Here is a 23,355-nt window from a genome sequence, read left to right as displayed (position 1 = left end):
TACGGGCGGGGGCGGAATGCGGGGCACGAATGCGGCAATCCGGGCGGCGAACGGGCTGACGGGACGTTGGGCCGGGGCCGTGGAGGGCGGCACCGTGTTCTCGGCGGTGGGTGTGTGGCCGCTGCTCGCCCTGCTCGCGGACGGTGCCGCCGAGCTGACGCGGGAGGAACTGACCGGGGCGCTCGGGATTCCGGCGGACCGGGCGGCCGGTGCGGCGCGGGAGCTGCTGGGGTCCCTGGACGGCATGGACGGCCTGGACTCCGCGCTGGGGCTGTGGATGCAGGCCACACTTCAGCCGCGGCCGGAGTGGGTGGCGGGACTGCCCCAGGGGGCGCACGGGGTGCTCGGTGGCGACCTCGGGGCGGACCGGAAGGCGCTGGACGCCTGGGCCGCCGAGCGGACCGGCGGGCTCGTCGAGGCCATGCCGGTGGAGCTGACGCCGCTGACCGAGCTGGTGCTGGCGAGCGCGCTGGTGCTGCGGACGACGTGGGAGGAGCCCTTCGAGGGCGGCCCCGGCTACTGGCTCGGCGCCTTCGGCCGCGCGGGGCTCAGCCGTACCACTGAGGGACTCGAGGATCTGGCCGTCGCGCGTACCCCCGCGGGGAGGGTCACCCGGGTCGTGGTGCGCGGTGACAACGGCATCGACGTCCACCTCCTGCTCGGCGAGGAGGAGATGACTCCCGGTCAGGTGCTCGGCGCGGGGCTGGACTGCCTCTCCGGCGCCCTCGCCCCGACCGCGGGCGAGCGGCTGAAGAACGGGGCGGTGGGTCCCGGGCTGGAGATGTCCGAGGTGCGCAGCGCACAGCCGGTGCCCTCACGAATGACCTTGCAGACCGTGGAGTTCACCCTCCACGCCCGGCACGATCTGCTGGCCCGCCCGGAGCTGTTCGGGCTCTCCTGTGCCGACGACCCGGCGTGGGGCGGCTTCCCCGGTATCAGTGCCGTGCCGCTCGGGGTGGGCTCGGCGGGGCAGTCCGTCACGGCGACCTTCAGCGCCGAGGGCTTCCGCGCGGCAGCGGTGACGGCGGTCGGCATGGCGTGGATGGGGTCGTCCCCCGACGCACTGCCCTACACGACGACCAGGGCGTACGTCCGCCTCGACCGGCCCTTCGGCTTCCTCGCCGTGCACCGGGAGACGCGCCTCGCCCTCGTCGCGGGCTGGGTGACGGAGCCCAGGCCCTACGACGAGGCCGAGTTCAGCGGGTGAGCCTCAGAACTGGAGCGCCCAGGCGTCGATCCGCCCGGTGTCCAGGTTCGCGTTGTCGCTGACCCTGAGCTTCCACGTGCCGTTGGCCGCCTCGGAGGAGGCGTTCACCGAGTACGTGGTGTTGATGTTGTCCGAACTGCCGCCGGTGCCATAGCCCTTGAGCGTGTACGCCGTCCCGTCGGGGGCGATCAGCTGGACCTGGAGGTCACCGATGTAGGTGTGGACGATGTGCACCTCGACGGCGAGGGCCGAGGGCGCGTTGCCGGACACGCCGGAGACGGTCACCGGGGACTCCACGGTGGCGTTGTCGTTGATCGCGTAGTCGCCGGTGTTCTCGAAGCGCGGTCCGGGCGGGGTGGTGGTGCCGCCGCCGACGTAGAGCAGCCGGTTGGGCGAGCCGGTGCCGGGGCTCGTGACGACGTTCGGGGTGGCCGCGGTCGTCAGGGCCGTGGAGACCTGCGCGGGGGTGGCCGTCGGGTTGGCGGCCAGGTGGAGCGCGGCCGCGCCGGCCACGTGCGGGGTCGCCATCGACGTACCGGAGATGGTGTTGGTGGCGGAGTCGCTGGTGTTCCACGCCGAGGTGATGGACGAGCCCGGGGCGAACAGGTCCAGGACCGTGCCGTAGTTGGAGTAGCTGGCCTTGGCGTCCGTCGAGGTGGTCGCGCCGACCGTGATGGCCTCCGTCACGCGTGCCGGGGACCTGGTGGAGGCGTTGGTGGACTCGTTGCCCGCCGCCACGGCGAAGGTGACACCGGAGGCGATGGCGTTGCGGACCGCGGTGTCGATCGCGGTGTCCGCCCCGCCGCCGAGGGACATGTTGGCGACGGCCGGCTTGACCGCGTTCCGGGCCACCCAGTCGATACCGGCGACGACCTGCGCGGTCGTACCGGAACCGGAGTTGTTCAGCACCCGGACGCCGACGACCCGCGCCTTCTTGGCGACACCGTAGGAGGTGCCGGCGACGGTGCCCGCGACATGGGTGCCGTGGCCGTGGCCGTCCTGGGCGGTGTTGTCGTTGTCGACGGCGTCGTAGCCGTAGGAGGCACGGCCGCCGAAGTCGCCGTGGGTGATGCGCACGCCGGTGTCGATGACGTACGCGGTCACGCCCTGCCCGGCCGAGTCCGGGTAGGTGTACGAGCTGTTCAGCGGGAGGTTGCGCTGGTCGACCCGGTCCAGGCCCCAGGAGGGCGGGTTGGGCTGGGTCGCGGCGATGCTGAAGGTGCGGTTCTGCACGACGGAGGCGACGGCCGGGTCGGCGGCGAACCTCTTCGCCTCGGCCGCGGTGGCCTCGACCGCGTAGCCGTTGAGCGCCTTCCGGTACGTGCGCTCGATGTCGGCGCCGTACTTCTCGGCGAGCGCCCGGCCCTCGGCGGAACCGGCGCGGGCCGCATCCGACTTGAGGGTCACGATGTAGCTGTCGGCCACGGCGTTGGCCGCGCCCGCGTACTGGACCTGCCCCTCGGCGGCGGTCGGAGCGGCGCCGGCGGGGAGGGCGGAGACGAGGCCCGCGGTGAGTACCGCTGAGGCCGCCACGCTGATCGCGGTCAGTCTTCGCCGAGTGGAACGCATCACTGCCATCTGAGGGATCCTCCTCAATCGGTGGTGCGCGGTGGGGGGGGGTGGTGCAGGCATGCCGGAGCCCGCCCGGGTGGCGTGATCATGTCAATCTTGCTTGCCTGTGCGAACTCTGTGCACCAGCCGAAAGATTGAGGCTTCCACAGGAATTCCACAAGGGCCCTGCACGGACAGGGCCCTTGCGTCAGTCAGGCAATCAGTCGTCGAAGTCGGTCGCCCGGGTGCGCTTCTCGGTGCTCCTCAGCCCCTGCGGCCTATCTGTCTGCGGATCGTCCCGTCCGTGATCTCCTTGTCCGCGGCCAGCAGGAACGCCTTGCTGAGGATCAGGGAGAGGCGGGCGTCCTCGAACGGCAGGAACATCTTGCCGCCGCCCTTCTCGCGGGCCGGGACGATGCACAGGTAGGCGCCGTCCGGATCCATCAGGACGTTGGCCGAGCCGATGTGGATGCGGTACGTGCGCAGCTCACCGCGGACGACCAGGAAGCGGCCGTCCAGCTCGCACCGCTCGGCGATCCTCAGCCGGGGCAGGATCCGCTCCAGGGCGTCCCGGCGGGCCTCGGAGCTCTCGGTCAGCTCGGCGAACGAGGCCCGCTCCCAATAGGCGCGCTCGGGGCCGCGGTCGGCCCAGTCGGGGTCCGCGGCGATCGAGGTGACGCCGATGAACAGGTCCACGTCCCGCATCGCCTCGCTGAAGACCAGCTCGGGCACCTCGGTGAGCGGCACCTCGCGCCAGGCGCCCTCGGCCCGGCGGTCGAAGCGGACCTGGTCGGTCGCCGCGAGGCCCTCCCCGTCAGCGGATTCGGTCCAGGTGTGGAAGAAGCGGATCCGCCACTCCCCCGCCGCCAGGACGCGATCGGCCGTGTCCTCGTACCCGGTGTCCCAGGGCCCGAGGCGGCCGCTCGTCCAGCCCCGGGCCCGGAACAGGGCGAACATCCGGGGGTAGTGGACGAGATGACCGGCGAAGCGGTTGGAGTAGGTGCGGGTCTCCTCCTCGGCCGGGGTGAGCCGGTAGATCTCACGGAACGCCTGCTTGAACGGCTGCCGGACGCGCGCTTCGGTGAGCAGATCCCGCCATCCGCGGACGGCCTCGGCGTCGGAGCGCAGAGGGTGCCAGAGCCGTACGGAGGCGTCGTCCGGGGCGTCGGGCAACTCGTCCGCGGTCTCGGGCAGTACGGTCCGACAGTCGCCGGGCGCGACCTCGATCTCCCAGATCAGGCAGCGTACGACGGTCCGGGCGAGCGGGTGTGCGGCCAGCTCGGTGCGCCACCAGCCGTAGGGGTGGACGGCGTCGACGGTGTAGGCGCCCTCCAGCGCGCGGGCGAGCGTGAGGAGTTGGGCGTCCGCGCGCTTGACCAGCTCGCGCAGCTCCTTCACCAGCTCGGGGTGGTCCCGGCGGACCGGCGCCGGGGTGCCGCGCAAGGTGCGGCCGTCCTTCTCCCAGGTGAGCGCGGCGTTCTCGGTGACGGTGACGACAGCCGTGTAGTCGCCCGCCGTGCGGCGCAGGACGCCGGCCGTGGCCGAGCCGCCGAGGGACTCGGTCGTGAAGTCCAGGGTCGGAAGGCGCAGCGCCACGTCGGTGCGCTCGGCCAGGGCCGCCTCGACCTTGCGCAGCATCTTGTCCAACTGCTTGGGCACGCCCGCGTGCCGGACGTTCCGGCGGACCGTGCGGATCGTGGTGACCAGCTCGGGCGTGGGGAAGTCCTGGGCGGCGCGCACCAGTTCGTAGAGCATGGCCTGTGAGGGGAGCGTCTTCGCCGTAGTGGGGGCGAGGGCGACGCCGGGGAGCAGGCGGTCGAACAGCTCCGGCAGCCAGGGCTCGTCGCGCAGCAGGGCGACCCGCGCGGCCTGGCCGACGGTGAGGACCTCCCGGTCCGTGAACGCCTTGTCCGCGCGGTAGGGGATCTCGCCCGACCTGATCGCGTCGGTGCGGTCGGCGGCGGCTTCCAGGGCGCGACGGGCGAAGGCGACGTAGGCGGAGTGCGCGGCCGGGTGGCGCCAGTCGTCGGCGGGCGGCCGTTCGCCGAACGCATGGTCCCGGTCGATCGCGCTGAGCAGGTCCTGTTCGGCACGGGGAAGGGCGGCCACGACCGCCATCTCGTCCGCCACGATCGGGCCCGCCTCCCGGGCGAAGCGGGCCACGGTCTCGCGCAGGGTCTCCTCGCCCGCGAGCCGCGCGGCCGCGAGCAGCGCGTAGGGCTGGCGCACCCTGGGCTCCGCCAGCCGGAGTTCGAGCAGGGCGCGGATCGGTGCCGTCAGGTCCGGGAGCGGGCCCGTGCGGTGCTCCACGGCGGACAGGGCCAGATTGACGTCGGCGAAGGTGCCCTTCTCGGTCCGCTCGACGAGCGCCTCGAACATCCGGCGGCACGCCTCGGGTGTGAAGCGCGGCCGCCGTTCCTCGGTCGCCCGCCGGATCGCGGTGTGCGCCCGCCCCGCCGCCACGGTCCAGGTGCTCACCGCGCAGGACTCGGCGAACAGGGCGGCGAGTTGCCCGTCGGAGAGGCTCGACAGGTCGGGTGACGGGTCCTCGAACGGGGAGTCCGGGTCGGTCAGCGCGTTCATCAGCAGGTCGGTGAGGTTCATCCGGCGTCCTTCTCGTCGAGCCTGCCCGGATCATGGCAGCCGCCACTGACATCGCGGCCGCCCGGCGGTCACTGTCAGTGGGGGCGGCTACGGTGACAGCCAGTTCGGATCGGACGATCACCGGCCGGGGGTCGGGCGGGAGGGGAGGGGCTGTGCGGCGCTGGGAGTTTGCGGGTGACGGCTCGGCGAAGTTCTGGGAGGCGGCGGCCGAGGACACGACGGTCACCGTGCGCTACGGCCGGGTGGGCTCGCAGGGGCGCACACAGGCAAAGGAGTTGGAGTCGGCGGAGGCCGCCGGGGCGTATCTGGCGAAGGTGATCGCGGAGAAGGAGCGCAAGGGGTACGTGGCGGTGGGGGCCGACGCCGCGCCCGGCTCCGTGGCGGTCGGGTCCGACGCCGAGCCCGGCTCCGAACCGGGCTCCGAAGCTGCTGAAGTACTCCGCCCCGACGAGGACACCTTCGTCATGCCCACCGCCTGGCGCCGGCTGGTCGTCCCCCGGCGCGGCGGCATCCGCCGGACCGTCCCCGAACTCCGCTCCGAGGCCGATGAGTTGCTGGCCAGGCGCCAGACGGAGGAGCAGGGCTGGATCGAGGCGATGCTCGCCGCGCCGGAGAGCGATCCGGAGATTGTCCAGGCGGCCCGCGCCCAGCTGAACGGCGGCGCCAGCCCGCTCGGCGCCGCCACCCTGGCCTGCCTGACCCTGCACTACCGGCTTCCGGAGGGCATCTTCGTGGACGCCTGGGTGCGCGCCCACGGGCTGGCCTTCGCCGCCCGCGCGGTCGTGGACTTCTGCGACATCGAGGCCCACTGGATGCAGTACGGCATGCAGCGCTCGGACCCTCAACTCCGTTACCGCGCCGACCAGGACTGCGCGGACGGCCGTTGGGCCCGCCCCTTCGCCGAGCGGCTGCGCGCCCTGCTGACCGTGGCCGACGAGGACGCCTACCGGCAGGCCGTCGCCGTACTGTCGAAGTGCCGGGACACCCCCCGGCGCCGCGTCGTCGTCTCCTACGTCGTGCCGTCCGAGCTCGACTGGGCCGCCGAGGCCGCAGTGGAGGCGAACGTGGTCGACGAGGGCCTGCGGGCGATGCTGCTGTACTCGCTGAACTCCCCCGAGCAGATCGCCCACTTCGGCACCCGCTTCGGCCTCTCCTGGGGCGACTGGTCGATGGCGCTGGTCGCCACGCTCGCCGAGGGCGTCGGCGAGCACATGACGCCCGTGCTCAGGGCCGCCGTCGAGGAGGCGTACGACACCGATCAGTTGCGCGCCTTCTCGGGCGCCCTGGTGGAGCTGCCGACGGACGAGGCGTTCCGGGTGCTGCTGGACCGCGTCGCCGACAAGACCGTACGTCCGCATCTGATGGAGGCGATGCGGCGCCGGCCGGTCCGCGCGCTGCGGCTGCTGGGCGCGGCGGCGACCGGTGCGGTCAGGGACGCCACGATGGTGGAGCAGCTGCTGGCCGCGCACATCCACACGAACCCCGAGCTGACGGCGGCGATGCTGCCCGAACTCCCGGACACGGTCGCCGAGTTCGTCCGGCCGAGGCTCACCTGTCAGAACCGGGTGGCCGACGCGCCGGTGGAGGCGCTGCCCGCGCTGCTGGTCAGCCCGCCGTGGGCGAAGGGGCGCAAGACCGCCAAGGTGCGCGTCGCGGCCGAGGCGCCGGTGGTGCCCGAGCCGCGGGTCGTCTGGCGGCCCGAGGAGCGGGAATCCTGGACCCCGACCACCAACTGGTGGAGCACCTGGCTGCGCAGGCACAACTGGAAGGAGGAGATCAGGAAACTCCGCAACGGCGAGCAGCAGTGGGGCTTCCAGGAGGCCGGGCTGTTCGTCTCGGCCCCCGCGGACGCGGTCCGTCCGCTGCTGGCCGCCTACGCTCCCGAGTCCTTCCTGTACGGCGAGGAATCGCTGCAGCCGGTCGCCGCGCGGTTCGGGGTGGACGCGATGCCGCTGATGGTGCGCGCCGCGGCCCGGCATCCCGCCACCCTGAGCGGGCTGGTGATGCCGTATCTCAGCGTCGAGGTCGCCGGTTTGGTGGGTGACTGGCTGGTCCGGCTGAAGTCCGGCGATGCCCTGGGCGGCGCCTGGCTGAAGCGGCACGGCCTCGACGTCGTCCCGTATCTCCTCCCGAACGCCCTGGGGAAGGCCGGTCCGGCCCGGCGCGGCGCCGAGCAGGCGCTACGGCTGCTGGCCGACTCCCATGGCGGCGAGGCCGTGGTGGCGGCCGCCGCCGGGGCCGGACCGGAGGCCGCCGGTATCGTCGCGGAGGCACTCGCCGCCGATCCGCTGGAGAGCGCCCTGCCCGCCAGGATGCCGGCCGTCGGCGCCTGGGCCACGCCCGCGCTGCTGCCCCAGATCATCCTCAAGGACGGCGGCGCGCTGCCCACGGGCGCGGTGCAGCACGTGCTCACCCTCCTCGCCCTGTCCAAGCCCGGCGCGGTCTACCCCGGTCTCGGCGTGGTGACCGAGCACTGCACCGCCGACTCGCTCGCCGAGTTCGCCTGGGCCCTGTTCGAGCAGTGGCGGATCGCCGGAATGCTCCCCAAGGAGAGCTGGGCGCTGCACGCGCTCGGCTGGCTCGGCGACGACGAGGTGGTACGGCGGCTCACGCCCGTCATCCGCGCCTGGCCCGGCGAGAGCGCCCATCACCGCGCGGTGGAGGGGCTGACCGTGCTCGCGACGATCGGCACCGACGTGGCGCTGCTGCACTTGCACGGCATCTCCCAGCGGGTGCCGTTCAAGGCCCTCAAGACGCGCGCCCAGGAGAAGATCGCCGAGGTCGCCGAGGGACTCGGGCTGACCAGTGAGCAGTTGGGCGACCGGCTCGTGCCCGACTTCGGCCTGGACACCGACGGCAGCACCGTCATCGACTACGGCACCCGGCAGTTCACGGTCGGCTTCGACGAGCAGCTGCGCCCCTACGTCCGGGACGCCGACGGCAAGCCCCGCAAGGCGCTGCCCGAGCCCGCCGCCAAGGACGACCCGGAGCTGGCCCCGGCCGAACGCAAGCGGTTCGCCGCGCTGAAGAAGGACGTCCGGACCGTCGCCGGCGACCAGGTCCGGCGGCTGGAGGCGGCCATGGTGACGCGGCGCTCCTGGACGGCCGGGGAGTTCCAAGAGCTGTTCGTCGCCCATCCGCTGCTGTGGCACCTGGTGCGGCGGCTGGTGTGGCTCAGCGATGCGGACGGCGCGGTGACGGCCTTCCGGGTCGCGGAGGACCGTACGTTCGCCGACGTCGAGGACGACGAGCTGACGCTGCCCGAGGGGGCGAGCGTACGGCTGGCCCATCCGCTGCACCTGGGCGAGGAGCTGGGCGCCTGGTCGGAGCTGTTCGCCGACTACGAGATCCTCCAGCCGTTCCCGCAGCTGGGCCGGGCCGTGCACGCCCTCACCGGGAAGGAGACCCTGGAGCACCGGCTGGCCCGGTTCGAGGGGGCCACCGTGCCGGTGGGCAAGCTGCTCGGCCTGACCAAGCGCGGCTGGCAGCGGGGCGCGCCGCAGGACGGGGGCGTGGAGGACTGGTTCCTGCGGCGCATCGGGGAGGACCGGTACCTGGTCATCGACCTCGACCCGGGGATCGCCGTCGGCATGGTCAACGAGTTCGGCGACCAGACCTTCAGCGCGCTGCGGCTGAGCGGCAACCCGGACAACCACTGGCGCAGCCGCCAGGAGAACCTCCCCTTCTCCGGCATCGACCCGGTCGTCGCCTCCGAGCTGCTCGCCGACCTGACCGAGGTGACCGCGAAGTGACGGTCGCCGAGGAGCAGGTGCAGCGGCCGCCCGCCGAGGTCCGCTGGGCCGACGAGCTGGCCGCCCTGCGCGCCGCCGACGAGGACCCCCGCCCGCCCGGCTGGCAGCTCAGTCTGCGCGCCGCGCGCCGGTTCGTCGTCGGTGACGAACCGGCCGGTGTCAGCCGCAAGTTCGTCGGCAACGTCTCCTTGGTGGAGCGGGCCCTGGTCACGCTCGCCACCAACCGCGGCCTGATGCTCGTCGGGGAGCCGGGGACCGCCAAGTCGCTGCTGTCCGAGCTGATCGCGGCGGCGGTCAGCGGTGACTCCGCGCTCACCGTGCAGGGCGGCGCGGCCACCACCGAGGACCAGATCAAGTACTCCTGGAACTACGCGCTGCTGGTCTCCGAGGGCCCCTCCGAGCGGTCCCTCGTCCCCGCGCCGATGCTGCGCGGGATGGCGGAGGGCCGCGTCGTGCGGTTCGAGGAGATCACCCGTTGTCCGCTGGAGGTGCAGGACTGTCTGCTGTCGCTGCTGTCCGACCGGGTCATCGCGATCCCGGAGCTGGACGGGCCGCGGGGCATGGTGTTCGCCCGCGCGGGGTTCAATGTCATCGCCACCGCCAACACCCGTGACCGGGGCGTCAACGAGATGAGCGCCGCGCTCAAGCGCCGGTTCAACTTCGAGACGGTCTTCCCCATCGCCGACTTCGACACCGAGCTGGCGCTGGTCGAGGCGGAGGCCACCGCGCTGCTGCGGCAGTCCGGGGTGCCGGCCCCGCCGCGCCAGGACGTACTGGAGGTGCTGGTGGCCACCTTCCGTGAGCTGCGCGGGTCCGCCGAGCGCGGTGAGCGGATGTCGACGGTGATGAGCACCGCCGAGGCCGTGTCCGTCGCGCACGCGGTCGGGGTGCGCGGCTGGTTCCTGCGCGGCGAGTCCGGTACGGCCGCCGATGTGGTGGCGAGCCTCGCGGGCACGGCGGCGAAGGACAGCCCCGAGGACCTGACCCGGCTGCGCCGCTTCCTGGAGCAGGAGGTGCCGCGCCGCAAGGGCGGTCAGTGGCGGGCCCTGTACGACGCACGGCACCTGCTGGCGGACTGATGTCGTCGGCGGTGTTCCTCGGGGTACGGCACCACTCCCCGGCCTGCGCCCGGCTCGTCGGGCGGGCCATCTCGGCGCTGCGTCCGGCGTATGTGCTGGTGGAGGGTCCGGCGGACATGAACGGTCGGCTGGACGAGCTGCTGCTCGAACACCGGCTGCCGGTCGCGGTGTTCAGCCACTACCGGGACGAGTCACGGGTCGCGACGTCCTGGGCGCCGCTGTGCGACTACTCCCCGGAGTGGATCGCGCTGCGCGACGGGCGGGCGGCCGGCGCCGAGGTGCGGTTCATCGATCTGCCCGCCTGGCACCCGGCGTTCACGCGGCGCGCCGAGGGCGCCGCCAACCGGTACGCGGACGCGGAGACGCGGTACGAGGAGGCGGTCCGGCGGCTGTGCGCGCGGTTCTCCGTGGACTCCGTGGACGCCCTGTGGGACCGCCTGTTCGAGGTCACCGAACCGGATGACGCCGATGGCCTCCAGGCCCGCCTCGACACGTACTTCGACCTGGTGCGCGGCGACACCGAGGGGGACCCCGGCGACCGGGCCCGCGAGGAGTACATGGCGTCCTGGGTCCGCGCGGCACAGGCCCACTCGGGCGGACGGCCGGTGCTGGTGGTGACGGGCGGCTTCCACCGGCCGGCGCTGCGGGAGCTGTCGTACCGGGGCGGGACCGGCTGGCCGGAGGTGCCCGAGCCGCCCGGCGGAGCGCTCGGCGGCAGCTTCCTCGTGCCGTACTCCTTCCGGCAGTTGGACGCGTTCGCCGGGTACCAGTCGGGGATGCCCTCGCCCGGCTACTACCAGCGGCTGTGGGAGAGCGGTCCGGAGGCCGCCGCGCGGGAGTTGACGCGCGCGGTCGCCGAGCGGTTGCGCGGGCGGGGGATCCCGGTGTCCACGGCCGCGCTCATCGCCGCGCGCGGTCTCGCGCGGGGACTGGCGTTGCTGCGCGGGCACCCGTACGAGACCAGGGTGGATGTCCTGGACGGGCTGGCGGGCACGTTGATCACCGATGACCTGGACCACCCGCTGCCGTGGACGACCAGGGGCACGCTGCACGCGGGCACCCACCCCGTGGTGGCGGAGATGGTCGCCGCCTGCACCGGCGCCGTCGAGGGCCGGCTGCACCCCGACACCCCCGTGCCGCCCCTGGTGCACGACGTGACCGAGCAGCTTGCCCGGCTGGGGCTCGCCGACCCCGACGGCCCCGTCGTCCTCGATCTCACCGGCCCGGACGGCCTGACCCGCAGCCGGGTCCTGCACCGTCTGCGGGTGCTGGGCGTCCCCGGCTTCACCCGGGTCTCCGGCCCGGCCGACGGCACCGACCCGGTGTTCACCGAGCGCTGGGCGCCGGGACCGGCGGCCGGTCGTGAGGCGGCCCTGATCGAGGCGGGCGCGTACGGGGCGCGGCTGGACGAGGCGGCCTCGGTGCTGCTCGCCGAGCGCGCACACGCGGCGGGCACGGACGCCGGGCCGCTGGCCGGGCTGCTGTTCGACGCGGTGCTGTGCGGCGTCGGTCCGCTCTGCGCGGAGTTGCTGGACACGCTCGCGGCCCAGGTGGGCCAGGTCCGTGAACCGGGCCCGCTGGGCGAGGTGCTGACGACGGCGCTGGGCCTGTGGCGGCACGACCGGGTGTTCGGCGTGGCCCGCGGTCCGCTGCTCGGCTCGGTCGTCGCGAGCGCCGTGGAGCGCGTGCTCTGGCTGGCGGAGGGCCTGCACGGCGGCGAAGGCGGTGTGGACCTCGGGAGACTGCGCGCCCTGGCGGCCGTACGGGACGCGCTGCGGTACGCGCCCGAAGTCCTGCCGGTCACCCGGGAGGCCGCCGCCGAGGTCGCCGCGCGGATCGCCCGGGACCCCCGCGCCCCCGTCGATCTGCGGGGCGCCGCCTGCGGACTGAGCCGGTCGCTGGGCGGCTCCGACGATCCGACGGGGGTCGTGACATCGCTCGCCCTCGACACCCTCGGGGACTGGCTCGCCGGGTTGTTCGTGGTGGCCCGCGAGGAGGTCACGACTGGTGAAGGGGCCCTGGTCGACGTACTGGACGACATCGTCGGCGCGATGTCCGAGGGCGACTTCCTCGCCGGACTGCCCGCGCTGCGGCAGGCCTTCGCCTTCTTCCCGCCCCGCGAGCGCGAACGCGTCGCCGAGCGGCTGCTGGACCGGCGCGGTCGGCGCGGTTCGGCCCGCGCCCTGCTCCGCACGACCGCGGACCCCCTGCTGCTGGCCCGCGCGAGGGCGCTGGAGGAGAACGTGGCCCTACTGCTCACCCGGCACGGCCTGAGGACGACGCCATGACCACCCCCGACCCCGCCCTGGAACGCTGGCGCCTCATCCTCGGCGCCCCCGCCGAGCGCTGCACCGGCGCCTTGCAGGGCTCCGCCGCCGCCCGCGACACCGCGCTCGATTGGCTCTACGGCCGCGACGAGGACCTGCGCCGCCGCGGTGTGCGCAGGCCTCCCTCCTCCCGGGCGGGCGGCACCGGCCCGTCCCAGGTCACCGCCGTGGACTGGCTCGACGACATCCACCGGCTGTTCCCGAAGGAGACGGTGGAGCGGCTGGAGCGGGACGCGGTGGAGAGCTACGGCATCCAGGAGATCCTCACCGATCCGGACGTGCTCGCCCGGGTGGAACCCAGCCAGGCGATGCTGCGGGCCGTGCTGCGCACCAAGCATCTGATGAACCCTCAGGTCCTGGCCGCGGCCCGCCGGATCGTCGAGGCGGTCGTCCGGGACCTGTTGGAGCGGCTGCGCCCGGAGGTCCGCCGGGCCTTCACCGGGTCCCGCTCCCGCCGCCCCAGCCGGCTCCCCCTCGCCCGGGACTTCGACTTCAGGGCCACCATCCGCGCCAACCTCGCCCACTACCAGCCCGAGGAGCGCCGGATCCTCATCCGGCGCCCGCACTTCCACTCGCGCACCCAGCGCCATCTCGAACAGTGGCAACTCGTGCTGCTGGTCGACCAGTCGGGCTCGATGGCGGGCTCGGTGATCCACTCCGCGGTCACCGCGGCCTGCCTGTGGAGCCTGCCGGGCCTGAAGACCCACCTCGTCGCCTTCGACACCGAGGTCGTGGACCTCACCTCCGAGGTGTCCGACCCGGTGGAGCTGCTGATGGGGGTGCAGCTGGGCGGCGGCACCGACATCGCGCGGGCCGTCCACTACGGCGCCGGACTCGTCGACAACCCGCGGCGCGCGATCGTCGCGATCGTCTCGGACTTCTACGAGGGAGGCGACCCCTACCGCCTGGTCCGCACCGTGCGCGGACTCGTCGAGCAGGGCAGCACGGTGCTGTGCCTGGCCGCCCTCGACGAGGCCGCCGATCCCGTCTACGACCGTTCCCTGGCCGGCCGCCTCGCGGAGGCCGGCGCGCCGGTGGGCGCGATGACACCAGGACGGCTCGCGGAGTTCGTCGCCGAGAAGGTGGGCCGATGAGCCGTGCCGACCTGCTGGCGCTGACGCCCGAGACGCTGGTCTCGCTCGCCAACCGGGGGCTCGTCAAGCGTGCCGAGAAGGACCTCGCGGCGGGGTCGGGGCCGGAGGTGACCGTCGCCGACGACGGCACCGTGCGCGGGCGCTTCCCCGACGGAACGGCCACGGCCCTCCCGCCCGGCCGTGGCCTGGACGCGGCGGAGTGCGACTGCGGGGCGCCGCGGGTGTGCCGGCACCGGATCGGCCTGGTGCTGGCGTACCAGCGCGGGGCGGACACCGGGAACCCGGACGCGGCCGCGTTCGTGGACTGGTCCCCGGGCGACTTCTCCGACGAGACGCTGGCCGCGGCGCTGGGCCGGGCCTCCCTGAACGCCGCCCGGCGCACCCGGGACCGCGGCTACACGGCCCGCCTGCACCACCCCACCCCGGCCGACCCGTCCCCCCGAGCCGAACTCCCCACCTGCACCGTCCGCTTCCCGGTCCCCCACGAGCCGGGCTACGCCCTGACCGACGCCAACGACGAACTCCGCGGCGAGGTGGTGACGTTGGCGGTGTGGGCGTTCCGCGCGGCGGGGGCGGAGAACAAGGGGGACGGCGTCACCGAAGTGAGCGTCGGTGGTCGTGCCGCCCCCGCCGTCGGTGACGCGCTGGCCGGTGCTCTGGCGCTCGCCGACGAACTGTTGCTCGACGGAGTGCCGCAGGCGGGCCCGGTGTTCGGTGGGGCGCTCGCGCGGGTTCGTGAGGGGCTGGTCGCCGGGGCGCGGTACTGGCCCGCCGGTGCGGTGGCCGAGCTGGCGGAACAGCTCGGGGCGTATGCCGTACGAGGTGCGCGGTACGAACCCGAGCGCGTGGCCCGGCTGCTGGCCGAGCTGCATGCCCGGGAGCGGGCCGCCGCGCTGGATCCGGTCGGTGTGCTGGGGACCGAGGAGGCGCCGGAGACCCCCCTGCGCCGGGTGCGCCTGGTCGCGCTGGGCTGCCGGATCGGCGGCACCGAGCGGGACCGCACCGCCGAGATCTACTTCGCGCACGCCGACGCGGGCCTGGCGCTGGTGCTGCGCAAGCGGTGGGACGTACCGGAGGGCCAGTCCCCCACCGGCCACGACCTCGCCGCCCGCCGTCTGCTCGGCTCGCCCCTGCACGCGCTGGCCACCGCGAACATCGTCAGCGAGCGCACCGCCCGCGCGGCCGACCGTACGGTGACGATCTCCCGGGGCCGTGTCGCCGCCACCGGCGTCACGCCCCTCGGCACGACAGCCTGGCGCGACCTACCGGCCCCGGTACTGCTCCGGGACACGGCCGCCCACCTGCGGACGACGGCCGGGCGGCCCCCGCGCCTGATCCGTCCACGCGTCGAGGCGGAGTCCGTCCACGTGGTGGAGATCGCGGCCGTGGACGCGGTCGGCTACGACCCCGCGACCCAGCGCCTGGAAGCCACGGCCCACGATCCGGCGGGCAACGAGATCCTGGTCCGCGCCGACCACAACCCCCTGTGCCCGGCGGGCCTGGACGCACTGGCCACGGCGCTGGGCGCGGGCGCCGGGGAGCCCCTCCGGGTGAGCGGCGTGCTGGGCCGCGACCACGGCCGTACGGTCCTGGAACCGCTGGCCGTACTCACCGCCGAGGGTGTCGTCGTCCCCGACCTCGCGCCCGGCGACGGCGACACCGCCCTCACCACATCCGTCCGCCGTACGACGGACCCCCTCACCCACGCCCTGGAATCAGCCCTGCGCGCCCTCGCGGAAGCGGCCCACCACGGCCTCCGCCATCTGACACCCCCGGCCCGCACCCGCCTGACCGACAGCGCGACGACCCTCCGCCGCACCGGCCTGCACACCGCCGCCCACCTCCTCGACGACCTGACCGACCGCCTCGGCCGCGACAGCGTGGACACGGCGATCCCGGCCTGGGTGAACGCCCAGATGCACCTGCTGACCACCCTGGAACTGCACCAGGAGGGAGCGTCCCCGCCGGCCTGAACCACAGGCCCGACTCCCCCCGTTCAGGCCGACGCCCGCCCGGCCGACCGGCGGTTGCGGAGCCAGGTGACCAGCCACAGGACGTTGATCCCGCCGAGGACGACCAGTACGGCGACCGCGTCGGCGTTGCCCGCGAGGCCGTGGTCCGGTCCCAGTCCGCGCGCCGCGCGGACCAGCAGGGTGATGTCGGCCGGAAGGGTGACGACGGCCATGAACGCCAGACAGGCGACCGTGCCGATCACCAGGACGACGCTGTAGACCCGGACGGCCCGGCGCTCGTGCGCCGGCAACCGGGTGCTCGGGTCGGCGGCCCCGGTGGTCCCGCCGCGCCGCGGCCGCCGTACCGCTCTCCGGAACACGTACCGGGCGTAGGCGAGCCCGTCGCCGTACAGGTCGCGGCAGCCGGTGAGGTCCTGGAGGACGAAGTACAGGTCGGTGCGGGTGAACAGCAGGCACTGGAACGGCAGGGGCAGCAGCGCCAGCAGCAGGGCAGCGGCCAGCAGGCGGTGCGCCGTCGTCCCCGGGCCGGTCAGGGCGAGGGTCAGGACCAGGGCCGAGGCGAGGGACAGATTGAAGGCGATGCCGGCCAGGTAGGCGGTCAGCCGCTGGCGGCGGGGCGCGAGTTCGATGCCGCTGATGTCGGTCTGCATGACGAGGAACTGGAGCCGGGTGCCCAGCCGCATTTTTCCCGGCACGCCCGCCGCGCGGGCCGTCACCAGGTGCGCCAGCTCATGGGCCAGCAGCAGCGTCCACCCGGCCGCCGCCCCACCGACCAGGACCAGGCTGCCGTGCGGGCTCCACAGCAGGTCGCGGTAGCCGGGCAGCAGGTCGGGGCGGCGGAACAGGACGACCACGGCGGCCGTCAGCAGCGCCGCGACGAGCACGGGAAGCGCCGGATGCAGGGCGAGCCGGACATGGTGGGGGCGCAGCCACGGCAGGGACGCGCGCGGCGGTTCGGCGTCCGGAATCGGGCGGTCGTCGCCGATCCGGGCCACGAAACCCAGGGTGACCAGGTCCCTGATGAAGTCCGCGATCTCGAACTCCTCGCCGGTCTCGGCGCGCAGGGCCCGCTCCGTGTCGCCCACGCTCCGTCCCTCGCGCAGGAGTTCCACCGCGCGCGCTCCCACCGTCGGCAGGGCGACGAAGGTCCGGGTGGCGGTGCGGCCCACGATCCACTCGTCCCGGTCCCGCCGTACCGCCAGGTCGTGCAGCACGACACGGGTCGACGGCTGGATCCGGGGCTTGCCGTTCTCGGTCACGGCGTCCGTCACGCGCCGGCTCCCGGCCGCACCGGTTCCGTCCCGCAGGCGGGGCAGTCGGAACGTCGTTCCGAGCGCTGCATGATCGGGTCGCCGGGCACCATGAGGTTGAGGCCGAAGCGGCAGCCGGGGTCGATCCGCGGGACTCCGCACAGCAGCGCGAGGGCGGCATGGGCGAGCAGGCTGCCGGACAGTCCCGCGGTCACGGCGTTGACCGGATTCCATGGCATACGGGGCGAGGCGACCTCCTCGTCCTGCCCGGGCGCGAGCCGCAGATCGCGGCGCTCGATCTCCGTACTGCGCAGGCACTCCCAGCACGCGCCCCGGCCCGGCGTGAAGACCCCGACGCTCACCAGGGGCCCGCGGTATCCGGCCTCGGCCCACGAGGTGCCGGAGGCCAGACAGACCTGATTGGCCCAGCGGCGGATCACGGCGGGACGATCCGCGGCCAGCAGCATGACGTCGTACGGCGATCCGCCCCCGGACGGGCCGGTCAGCAGGTCCGCCAGGTCCGCAGGCCCGCGCACCTCGCGGCGCTCGCCGGTCACCGTCACGTCCGAGTTCAGGGCGCGCAACGCCGTCAGCGCCGCGTCGGTCTTGGACGTGCCGAGGTCCGTCTCGCGGTAGAGCGTCTGCCGGTTGAGGTTGGACAGCTCGACGACATCGGGATCGACGCAGTGCAGGAGTCCCACTCCGGAGGCGACGAGATCCCGCGCCGCGGCTCCGCCGGTACCGCCGACGCCGATCAGCAGGACCCGGCCGCGACGCAGGCTCAGCTGGGGTTCCCAGGCGCTCTCCCTCGGCCGGAGATCCATCCAGCGCAGCAGGGTCATGCCCCTGCCGTACCGTTCGCGTTCCCGCTCGGACAGCTCCGCGGGCGGAGGGGCAGCGGCGTCCTCCACGTACCCGGCCTCGGTCAGGTCCGTCATCGCCTGGACGATGTCCGGGGCGGGAAGCCGCAGTTCGGGGTGGTGCCGGGACACCTCGGCGACGATGTCCGCGGCGCTGCGCGTTCCGTCCATGGCCTCGACCAGCGTCCACAGCCAGCCGTCGGGGTCCTTGACCTCGGCGCCGATGCCGTAGACGACGCTGCCGATCCGCAAGTGGCCGTCGACCGTCCGGTACGCCCGGTGCTCCGGCTTGATCCGGGGCCTCCCCAGCCCTTGCACCGTCACTTTCCCGCCAATCTCTTCATCCCCAACTGCCCCGGAATCAACGGACATTGACAACAGTGACCCGATCAACGAAGTCTTGCAAGAGCACCACAGATCACGGACGCCCCAACCACCACGGGAGGAACGGCATGCCGAACAAGATCGAGATCCGTCCGCTGGACAAGAAGGAGACCACCGGCGACAGCGGTGGCAACGGCGGTTCCTGACCCCGGACTCCAGTGATGGACCGCTACCCCACGGTCGCGGACGTCACCGAGTCGGCGCGGCGGCTGGTCTCCCGGTACCCCGGGACCGGCCGCCTGCGCCGGATCGGGACCTCCCGCGCGGGCCGCCCGATCCTGATGCTGTCCGTGGGACACGGGCCACGGCACGTCCTGGTGGTCGCCCGGCCGCACCCCGACGAGCCGGTCGGCGGCGCGACGGCGCTCGCGCTGGCGGAGCGGGTGGCACGGGGCAATAGGCACTCCCCTTCCGCCGACCCGGCCGCCCCGGCCGACCCGGCCGACCGGCTCTCCCCGGCGACCGACCCGGCCCTCGTCACCTGGGACATCGTGCTCTGCCTCGACCCGGACGGCGCCGCGCTGAGCGAGGGGATCGAGGCGGCGACGGCCGGTCCCGGGACCACCCTGGAGGGCTACTACGGCAGCGCCTTCCGCCCGATGGCGGCGGAACAGCCGGAGTGGGCGCCGATCGTCCAGCAGCAACTCCCGGAGAGTCAGGCACTGTTCGACGTGATCGACGAGCTACGGCCGATCCTCCAGTGCTCCCTGCACAGCGTCGACGCGGGCGGCAGCTGGGTCCAGTTGACCCGTGAGCTGCCCGAACTCGCCCTGCTGTTCCGCAAGTCCGCCGCAGAGCTGGGCATTCCGCTCCAGCACGGCACCTACGATGCCCTGTACTGGGACAACCCCAGCCCCGCGATCCACGTCCTGCCCCCACCGGGCAGCACCGCCCGCCTGGCGGCCGGTTCCGAGAACATCGAACGGTCCACCTGGTGCGCGCCCTCGCGATACGGCGGCGTCACCGCGATCATCGAAGTGCCCATGTGGGCCACCGACCTGGCCGACGACCTGTCCCCGCACCCGGACCCCGTGGCCGCCCTGAGCGACCTGTCCCGCCTGGTACGCGGCGGCGGACGCCAGGTGACCGAGATCCTCGACAAGGCACGCGCATTCCTCCCGCCCGCCGACGGCAGCCCGCCCCGACGGGTGCTGGAGTGGATGGCCGATGACCTCTACGACCTGGTCGTCGCCTCCTGGGAACCGCTCGCCCGGCAGGCGGCCGAGGACCCCCAGCGCCTGACGAGGGCCCAGATCAGCGCCCTCGACGTCGTGGCCCGCCGCCAGCCCCTGCGCGCGGCGGGCCTGTTGCTGCGCCTGCTGAGAACGTCGGACGACAGTGCCGCCCCGGGACTCCACCAGGAACTCGGCGCTCTCTTCACAGCCTGGTCCGCGGACTTCGCGAGGACCCTGCGGCTGCGCTGGGTGCCGGTGCGCCATCAGGTGGAGCACCAGACGCGGACGGTGGTGGCCGCGGCGGACAGCGCGCTGAAGGACCCGCGGTGAGGGCTCCGCGTCAGCTCCGCCCCAGCTCGGCGAAACCCTGCCGCCAGGAGGCGTACCGCGGGGTCCAGCCGAGCTCCTTCCTCGCCTTCGCGTTCGATGCGCCGCGGATCTCCGTCGAGGCCCTGACGATGAACTCGCCCGCGAGCAGCCTGCCCAGCCAACGGGGCACGCTCATGGGCTTGCGTGCCCCCACGGCCGCCGCGAGCGCCGGAAGCCACTCGGCCAGCGGCGCCGGTTCGTCGTCCACGATGTTGTAGATCCCGGGCGCACCGCCCTCGGCCGCGGCCACCGCGGCACCGGCCGCGTCCTCGACGTGGATGAACGACCAGACCCCGCCGCCCCCGCCGACCACCGGGAACTGGCGCTTGCGGACCAGCTCCAGCTGTTCGCCGCCCGGGGCGATCGAGGTGCCGGGGCCGTAGAAGCCGCCGTAGCGCAGGACGATGCCGTCGACGCCCGGTGTCGAGGTCACCGCCCGCTCCAGGAACCGGATCGCGGCGAGGGTCTGTTCGCTGCCCGGTGCCGGATGGGTGTCGAGCGGGTCCTCTTCCGCCTTGACCGGCCCGCCGGTACGGGCGTACAGCACCTGCATGGCGCTCTGCACGACGAACCGCCGCACCCCATACTCCGCGGCGGCCGTCAGGAGGTTCTGGGTGCCCTTGGTGCGCAGCTGGTTGGTGACCGCGAAGTCCCGGTCCACCTTGCGCAGCTTCAGGTTCCCGGCCAGCGCGGTCGCCTGATGGATGATCACATCGGGCCGGGCGCGCCGTACCGCGTCCCGTACGGCGGCCGTGTCCAGGACGTCCAGCACGATCGGCTCGGCACCGGCCTCACGCAGCCGGGCCGTCCTGGCCTCGGAGGTGGTGGCGGCGACGACCGTATGACCGGCCTCGACGAGCTGAGGCACGAGCCGACTGCCGACCGCGCCGGTGGCGCCGGTGACGAGAACCTTCATGATGGCCTCCTGCGTTCGCTGCTGCTGTGTCACCCCCCTGACAGGGCAGCGGCCGGGAATCTGACACCATCGAGCCCCTCCGGCACCAATGTGACCGGAGTCACAGGTGCCCGTGTTCTACGCGGCCGGCGGCAGTCGCGGCCGGATCACCGACGAAGCGCCGACCCGCTCGGGGGCCTCACTCGGACGCCCTGTTGCGGTCGCCGTGCCGTGGGAGCACGGCGAGGCTGGGGCCACGGCGGAGACCGCACGGCGCGACAACAGCGAGTGGGCGATCGACCCGAACCTGTCCCGAACTACCCGCTGTGGTCGATCAGCGTGATGATCTCCGACCTCTTCGCCGTCCGGACACCGGCCAGGTCCATTCCGCCGCAGCGCGTGTCCTGACCAGCAGAGTGTCTGATCAGCAGACCTGATCGATGGAGGAGCCGTGGGCAACCTGGTCGTCGTAGGAGTGGACGGATCGTCGTCGAGTCTCGCCGCGGTGGACGAGGCGGTCCGGGAAGCGCGGCGACGGCGTGGGGAACTGCGGGTCGTGCACGCCTTCAGCTGGCCCGTCCGTCCCATGTACGCGCCACTGGATCCCTCGCCGCTCAATCACCTCGCCCACGAAGCCGCGCAACGTGCCCGGAGCCTGGCCCCCGACGTCGAGGTCACCGAGGCCGTGGTGACCGGTGACACGGTGGCGGTGCTGGAGGCCGAGTCGCGCGCCGGGGACCTGTTGGTCGTCGGCCCCCGCGGCATGGGCGGATTCATCGGCATGCTGCTGGGATCGACGGCGGCGTCCCTGGCCGCACACAGCCAGTGTCCGGTGATGGTGGTCCGCGAGGAACCGGCCGACACCGGGCCGGTGGTCGTGGCCGTCGACGGCTCTCCTGTCGGTGAGAAGGCGATCGAATTCGCCTTCGCGGAAGCGGCGCTGCGCGAGGCCGAGCTGCTTGCCGTACACGCGTGGCTGCCGGACTACGCGCCGCCCGGCACGAGCCCCGAGAGCGCGGAACGTCTGCTGGCCCAGGCGGTCGCCGGACGCGCGGAGCGGTATCCCGACGTCACGGTCCGGCACGAAGTGCTGAGCGGCGAAACCCGCGAGGCGCTGATCGAGACGAGCAGGACCGCCCAGCTCATGGTCGTCGGCGCCCGAGGCCGCGGCGGCTTCGCCGGGCTCCTCCTGGGCTCGGTGAGTCAGGCACTGCTGCACCACGGGCACTGCCCTGTCACCGTCGTCCGCGGCAGGGCGTGACGGTCCCGCCGTCAGACGAATACGACATTGGATGCCGCCGGGACCTTCAGGGAACCGGCGCGGTGCGGGATCCCCGTCGCGGAGTCGACGTCCAGCCAGGTGACATCCCCCGAGCCCTCGTTCGCCGCGTAGAGGCGCCTGCCCGACGGATGCAGCACCAGATCGCGCGGCCACCGTCCCCCGCACGGCACCGATGTGACCAGCTCCGCCCGCTCACCGGCCGCGTCGAGGGCCAGGACGGCGATCGTGTCGGCGCCCCGTACCGCCACCCACAGATGGCGTCCGTCGAGTGAGACGACCGGCGCCGACGGGGAGACGGCACCATCGGCACCGTCCGGGAACAGCGGCGTCGCCCGCACCGGTTCGAGGATCCCCGCATCGTCGTCCCAGCGGCACACGGTGACCGTGGGATCGAGTTCGCCCAGAACGTACGCGTGCCGTCCGCCCGGATGGAAGGCGAGGTGACGCGGGCCGGTGCCGGGCGGCAGTGCGGTCTGCCCCTGCAGCTTCAGCTTGCCCGACTCCGCGTCGAGGGAGCAGATCCGCACCGAGTCGGTGCCCAGGTCAACGCTGAGGATCCAGCGTCCCGAGGGATCGGGGAGCACCTGGTGTGCGTGCGGGCCCAGTTGGCGGTCCGGGTCCGGGCCGCTTCCCTCGTAGCGCAGCACATCGGCGGCGGCGCGCGGGGTGCCGTCGGCGGCGAGCGGCAGCACGGTGACGCTGCCGGAGTCGTAGTTGGCGGTCAGCAAATGGCCGTGAGCGACCGCGAGATGCGTGGGCCCCTGCCCGTGCACCGACATGGGCTCGCCGAGCGGGTGGGGCACCGGACCGGCGATGTCGTACGCGGCGACCACCCCGTCCGCGGTTTCGGAGACGGCGTAGAGCACCGGGCCTGACCCGACCGCCAGATACGAGGGGTCGGCGACGCCGTCGACGACGCCGGTCCCGGTCAGCGCGCCGGTCGCCGGGTCCACGGCGGCCGCCACGATTCCGCGCCCGCCCGCCGAGGTGAACGACCCGATGAAGGCGCGCCCCGTGCCGGTGCTGCCGCCCGCGGCGCCCACTCAGCCGCTCCGCGTGTGCTGCGAGGCGCCAAGGTCGCTTTCGCCGTGCTCGCGCACCGCGATCCGGGCCAGTTTCGTGAGCATCATGCCGTTGCGGATCCGGACGGCGTAGTCCACGGGGAGTCCGTGCATCCGGGTGCCGGGACCCCGCAGGGCGTGCCAGTCCAGGACGAAGAGCGTGTTCTCGCCCCAGGGGACCAGGTTCATGGCGATGCGGGCCGCGCCGAAGGGCTCCGCCTTCGCCTCCAGCTCCAGACGGCGCCGCGGTTCGCAGATGCGGACGACGCAGATGTCGTCGAGGGTCAGCGGGCCGAGGCCGACCCGGACCCGCAGCCGGGCGCCCACGTCCGGCCAGTGCGGATCCGCGTCGAGGACCTGTTGGGTGCCGGTCACCCACTCCCCGTAGCGGTGGCCGTCGGCCAGCAGGCTCCAGACCTCGGACGGCGAGCTGAGGATGAGACGGCGGTTCCGGGCCACGCCGACCACGCTCCTTCTCCAGGGCAGGCACAG

15 protein-coding genes are annotated in these 23,355 nt (G+C 73.5%); 8 read left to right on the top strand and 7 right to left on the bottom strand.

Annotated elements, in window-relative coordinates; all coding sequences use genetic code 11:
• The first annotated feature begins 16 nt into the window (after positions 1 to 16).
• On the top strand, positions 17 to 1,207 hold the full coding sequence (locus tag STRCI_RS26355) for a serpin family protein (protein ID WP_269661448.1): 1,191 nt from the start codon (positions 17 to 19) through the stop codon (positions 1,205 to 1,207).
• 3 nt (positions 1,208 to 1,210) lie between these two features.
• On the opposite strand, the gene STRCI_RS26350 is transcribed toward STRCI_RS26355, so the two are convergent.
• Together STRCI_RS26350 and STRCI_RS26345 are read right to left on the bottom strand one after the other, a co-directional pair.
• Entirely contained in the window at positions 1,211 to 2,785 is a 1,575-nt protein-coding gene (locus STRCI_RS26350) for a S8 family peptidase (RefSeq protein ID WP_269661447.1), read from the bottom strand.
• Positions 2,786 to 3,022: 237 nt separating this feature from the next.
• On the bottom strand, positions 3,023 to 5,362 hold the full coding sequence (locus STRCI_RS26345) for a DUF4132 domain-containing protein (protein ID WP_269661446.1): 2,340 nt from the start codon (positions 5,360 to 5,362) through the stop codon (positions 3,023 to 3,025).
• Between the two features lie 152 nt (positions 5,363 to 5,514).
• On the opposite strand from STRCI_RS26345, the gene STRCI_RS26340 reads away from it, so the two are divergent.
• The 5 genes from STRCI_RS26340 to STRCI_RS26320 are packed head-to-tail and all read left to right on the top strand — an operon-like array spanning position 5,515 to position 15,587.
• Positions 5,515 to 9,114 (top strand): WGR and DUF4132 domain-containing protein, encoded by a 3,600-nt coding sequence (locus STRCI_RS26340; protein ID WP_269661445.1) that lies wholly within the window; start codon positions 5,515 to 5,517, stop codon positions 9,112 to 9,114.
• Complete coding sequence (locus STRCI_RS26335; RefSeq protein ID WP_269661444.1) at positions 9,111 to 10,193, top strand: ATP-binding protein; 1,083 nt, start codon at positions 9,111 to 9,113, stop codon at positions 10,191 to 10,193. Before STRCI_RS26340 ends, STRCI_RS26335 begins: the two co-directional genes overlap by 4 nt.
• Positions 10,193 to 12,481 carry a DUF5682 family protein gene (locus STRCI_RS26330; RefSeq protein ID WP_269661443.1) on the top strand — a complete coding sequence of 763 codons (2,289 nt, stop codon included), beginning with the start codon at positions 10,193 to 10,195 and terminating at the stop codon, positions 12,479 to 12,481. The genes STRCI_RS26335 and STRCI_RS26330 overlap by 1 nt, the downstream gene beginning before the upstream one ends.
• Complete coding sequence (locus tag STRCI_RS26325; RefSeq protein WP_269661442.1) at positions 12,478 to 13,614, top strand: VWA domain-containing protein; 1,137 nt, start codon at positions 12,478 to 12,480, stop codon at positions 13,612 to 13,614. The genes STRCI_RS26330 and STRCI_RS26325 overlap by 4 nt, the downstream gene beginning before the upstream one ends.
• The gene (locus STRCI_RS26320) at positions 13,611 to 15,587 is read left to right on the top strand and encodes a hypothetical protein (protein ID WP_269661441.1); all 1,977 of its coding nucleotides are present in this window, start codon (positions 13,611 to 13,613) and stop codon (positions 15,585 to 15,587) included. The genes STRCI_RS26325 and STRCI_RS26320 overlap by 4 nt, the downstream gene beginning before the upstream one ends.
• A 23-nt stretch (positions 15,588 to 15,610) precedes the next feature.
• On the opposite strand, the gene STRCI_RS26315 is transcribed toward STRCI_RS26320, so the two are convergent.
• Together STRCI_RS26315 and STRCI_RS26310 are read right to left on the bottom strand one after the other, a co-directional pair.
• Entirely contained in the window at positions 15,611 to 16,858 is a 1,248-nt protein-coding gene (locus STRCI_RS26315) for a hypothetical protein (protein WP_269661440.1), read from the bottom strand.
• Positions 16,855 to 18,021 carry a HesA/MoeB/ThiF family protein gene (locus tag STRCI_RS26310; protein WP_269661439.1) on the bottom strand — a complete coding sequence of 389 codons (1,167 nt, stop codon included), beginning with the start codon at positions 18,019 to 18,021 and terminating at the stop codon, positions 16,855 to 16,857. Before STRCI_RS26310 ends, STRCI_RS26315 begins: the two co-directional genes overlap by 4 nt.
• A gap of 221 nt (positions 18,022 to 18,242) precedes the next feature.
• Between STRCI_RS26310 and STRCI_RS26305 the strand changes: the two genes are divergently transcribed.
• Entirely contained in the window at positions 18,243 to 19,586 is a 1,344-nt protein-coding gene (locus tag STRCI_RS26305; RefSeq protein ID WP_269661438.1) for a M14 family zinc carboxypeptidase, read from the top strand.
• A gap of 10 nt (positions 19,587 to 19,596) precedes the next feature.
• On the opposite strand, the gene STRCI_RS26300 is transcribed toward STRCI_RS26305, so the two are convergent.
• Positions 19,597 to 20,541 carry an NAD-dependent epimerase/dehydratase family protein gene (locus STRCI_RS26300; protein WP_269661437.1) on the bottom strand — a complete coding sequence of 315 codons (945 nt, stop codon included), beginning with the start codon at positions 20,539 to 20,541 and terminating at the stop codon, positions 19,597 to 19,599.
• 430 nt (positions 20,542 to 20,971) lie between these two features.
• On the opposite strand from STRCI_RS26300, the gene STRCI_RS26295 reads away from it, so the two are divergent.
• Positions 20,972 to 21,781, top strand: coding sequence for a universal stress protein (locus STRCI_RS26295; protein WP_269661436.1), 810 nt, complete (start codon positions 20,972 to 20,974; stop codon positions 21,779 to 21,781).
• Positions 21,782 to 21,792: 11 nt separating this feature from the next.
• Here STRCI_RS26295 and STRCI_RS26290 read toward each other — a convergent pair whose 3' ends face one another.
• Complete coding sequence (locus tag STRCI_RS26290; protein WP_269661435.1) at positions 21,793 to 22,845, bottom strand: lactonase family protein; 1,053 nt, start codon at positions 22,843 to 22,845, stop codon at positions 21,793 to 21,795.
• Positions 22,846 to 23,322 (bottom strand): SRPBCC family protein, encoded by a 477-nt coding sequence (locus STRCI_RS26285; protein WP_269661434.1) that lies wholly within the window; start codon positions 23,320 to 23,322, stop codon positions 22,846 to 22,848.
• Positions 23,323 to 23,355: the final 33 nt, after the last annotated feature.

It is taken from the genome of Streptomyces cinnabarinus, assembly GCF_027270315.1.
Taxonomy (GTDB): Bacteria; Actinomycetota; Actinomycetes; order Streptomycetales; family Streptomycetaceae; genus Streptomyces; species Streptomyces cinnabarinus.
The sequence above is the reverse complement of the archived record's forward strand: the minus strand, read 5'-3'. Positions and strand labels throughout refer to the sequence as shown.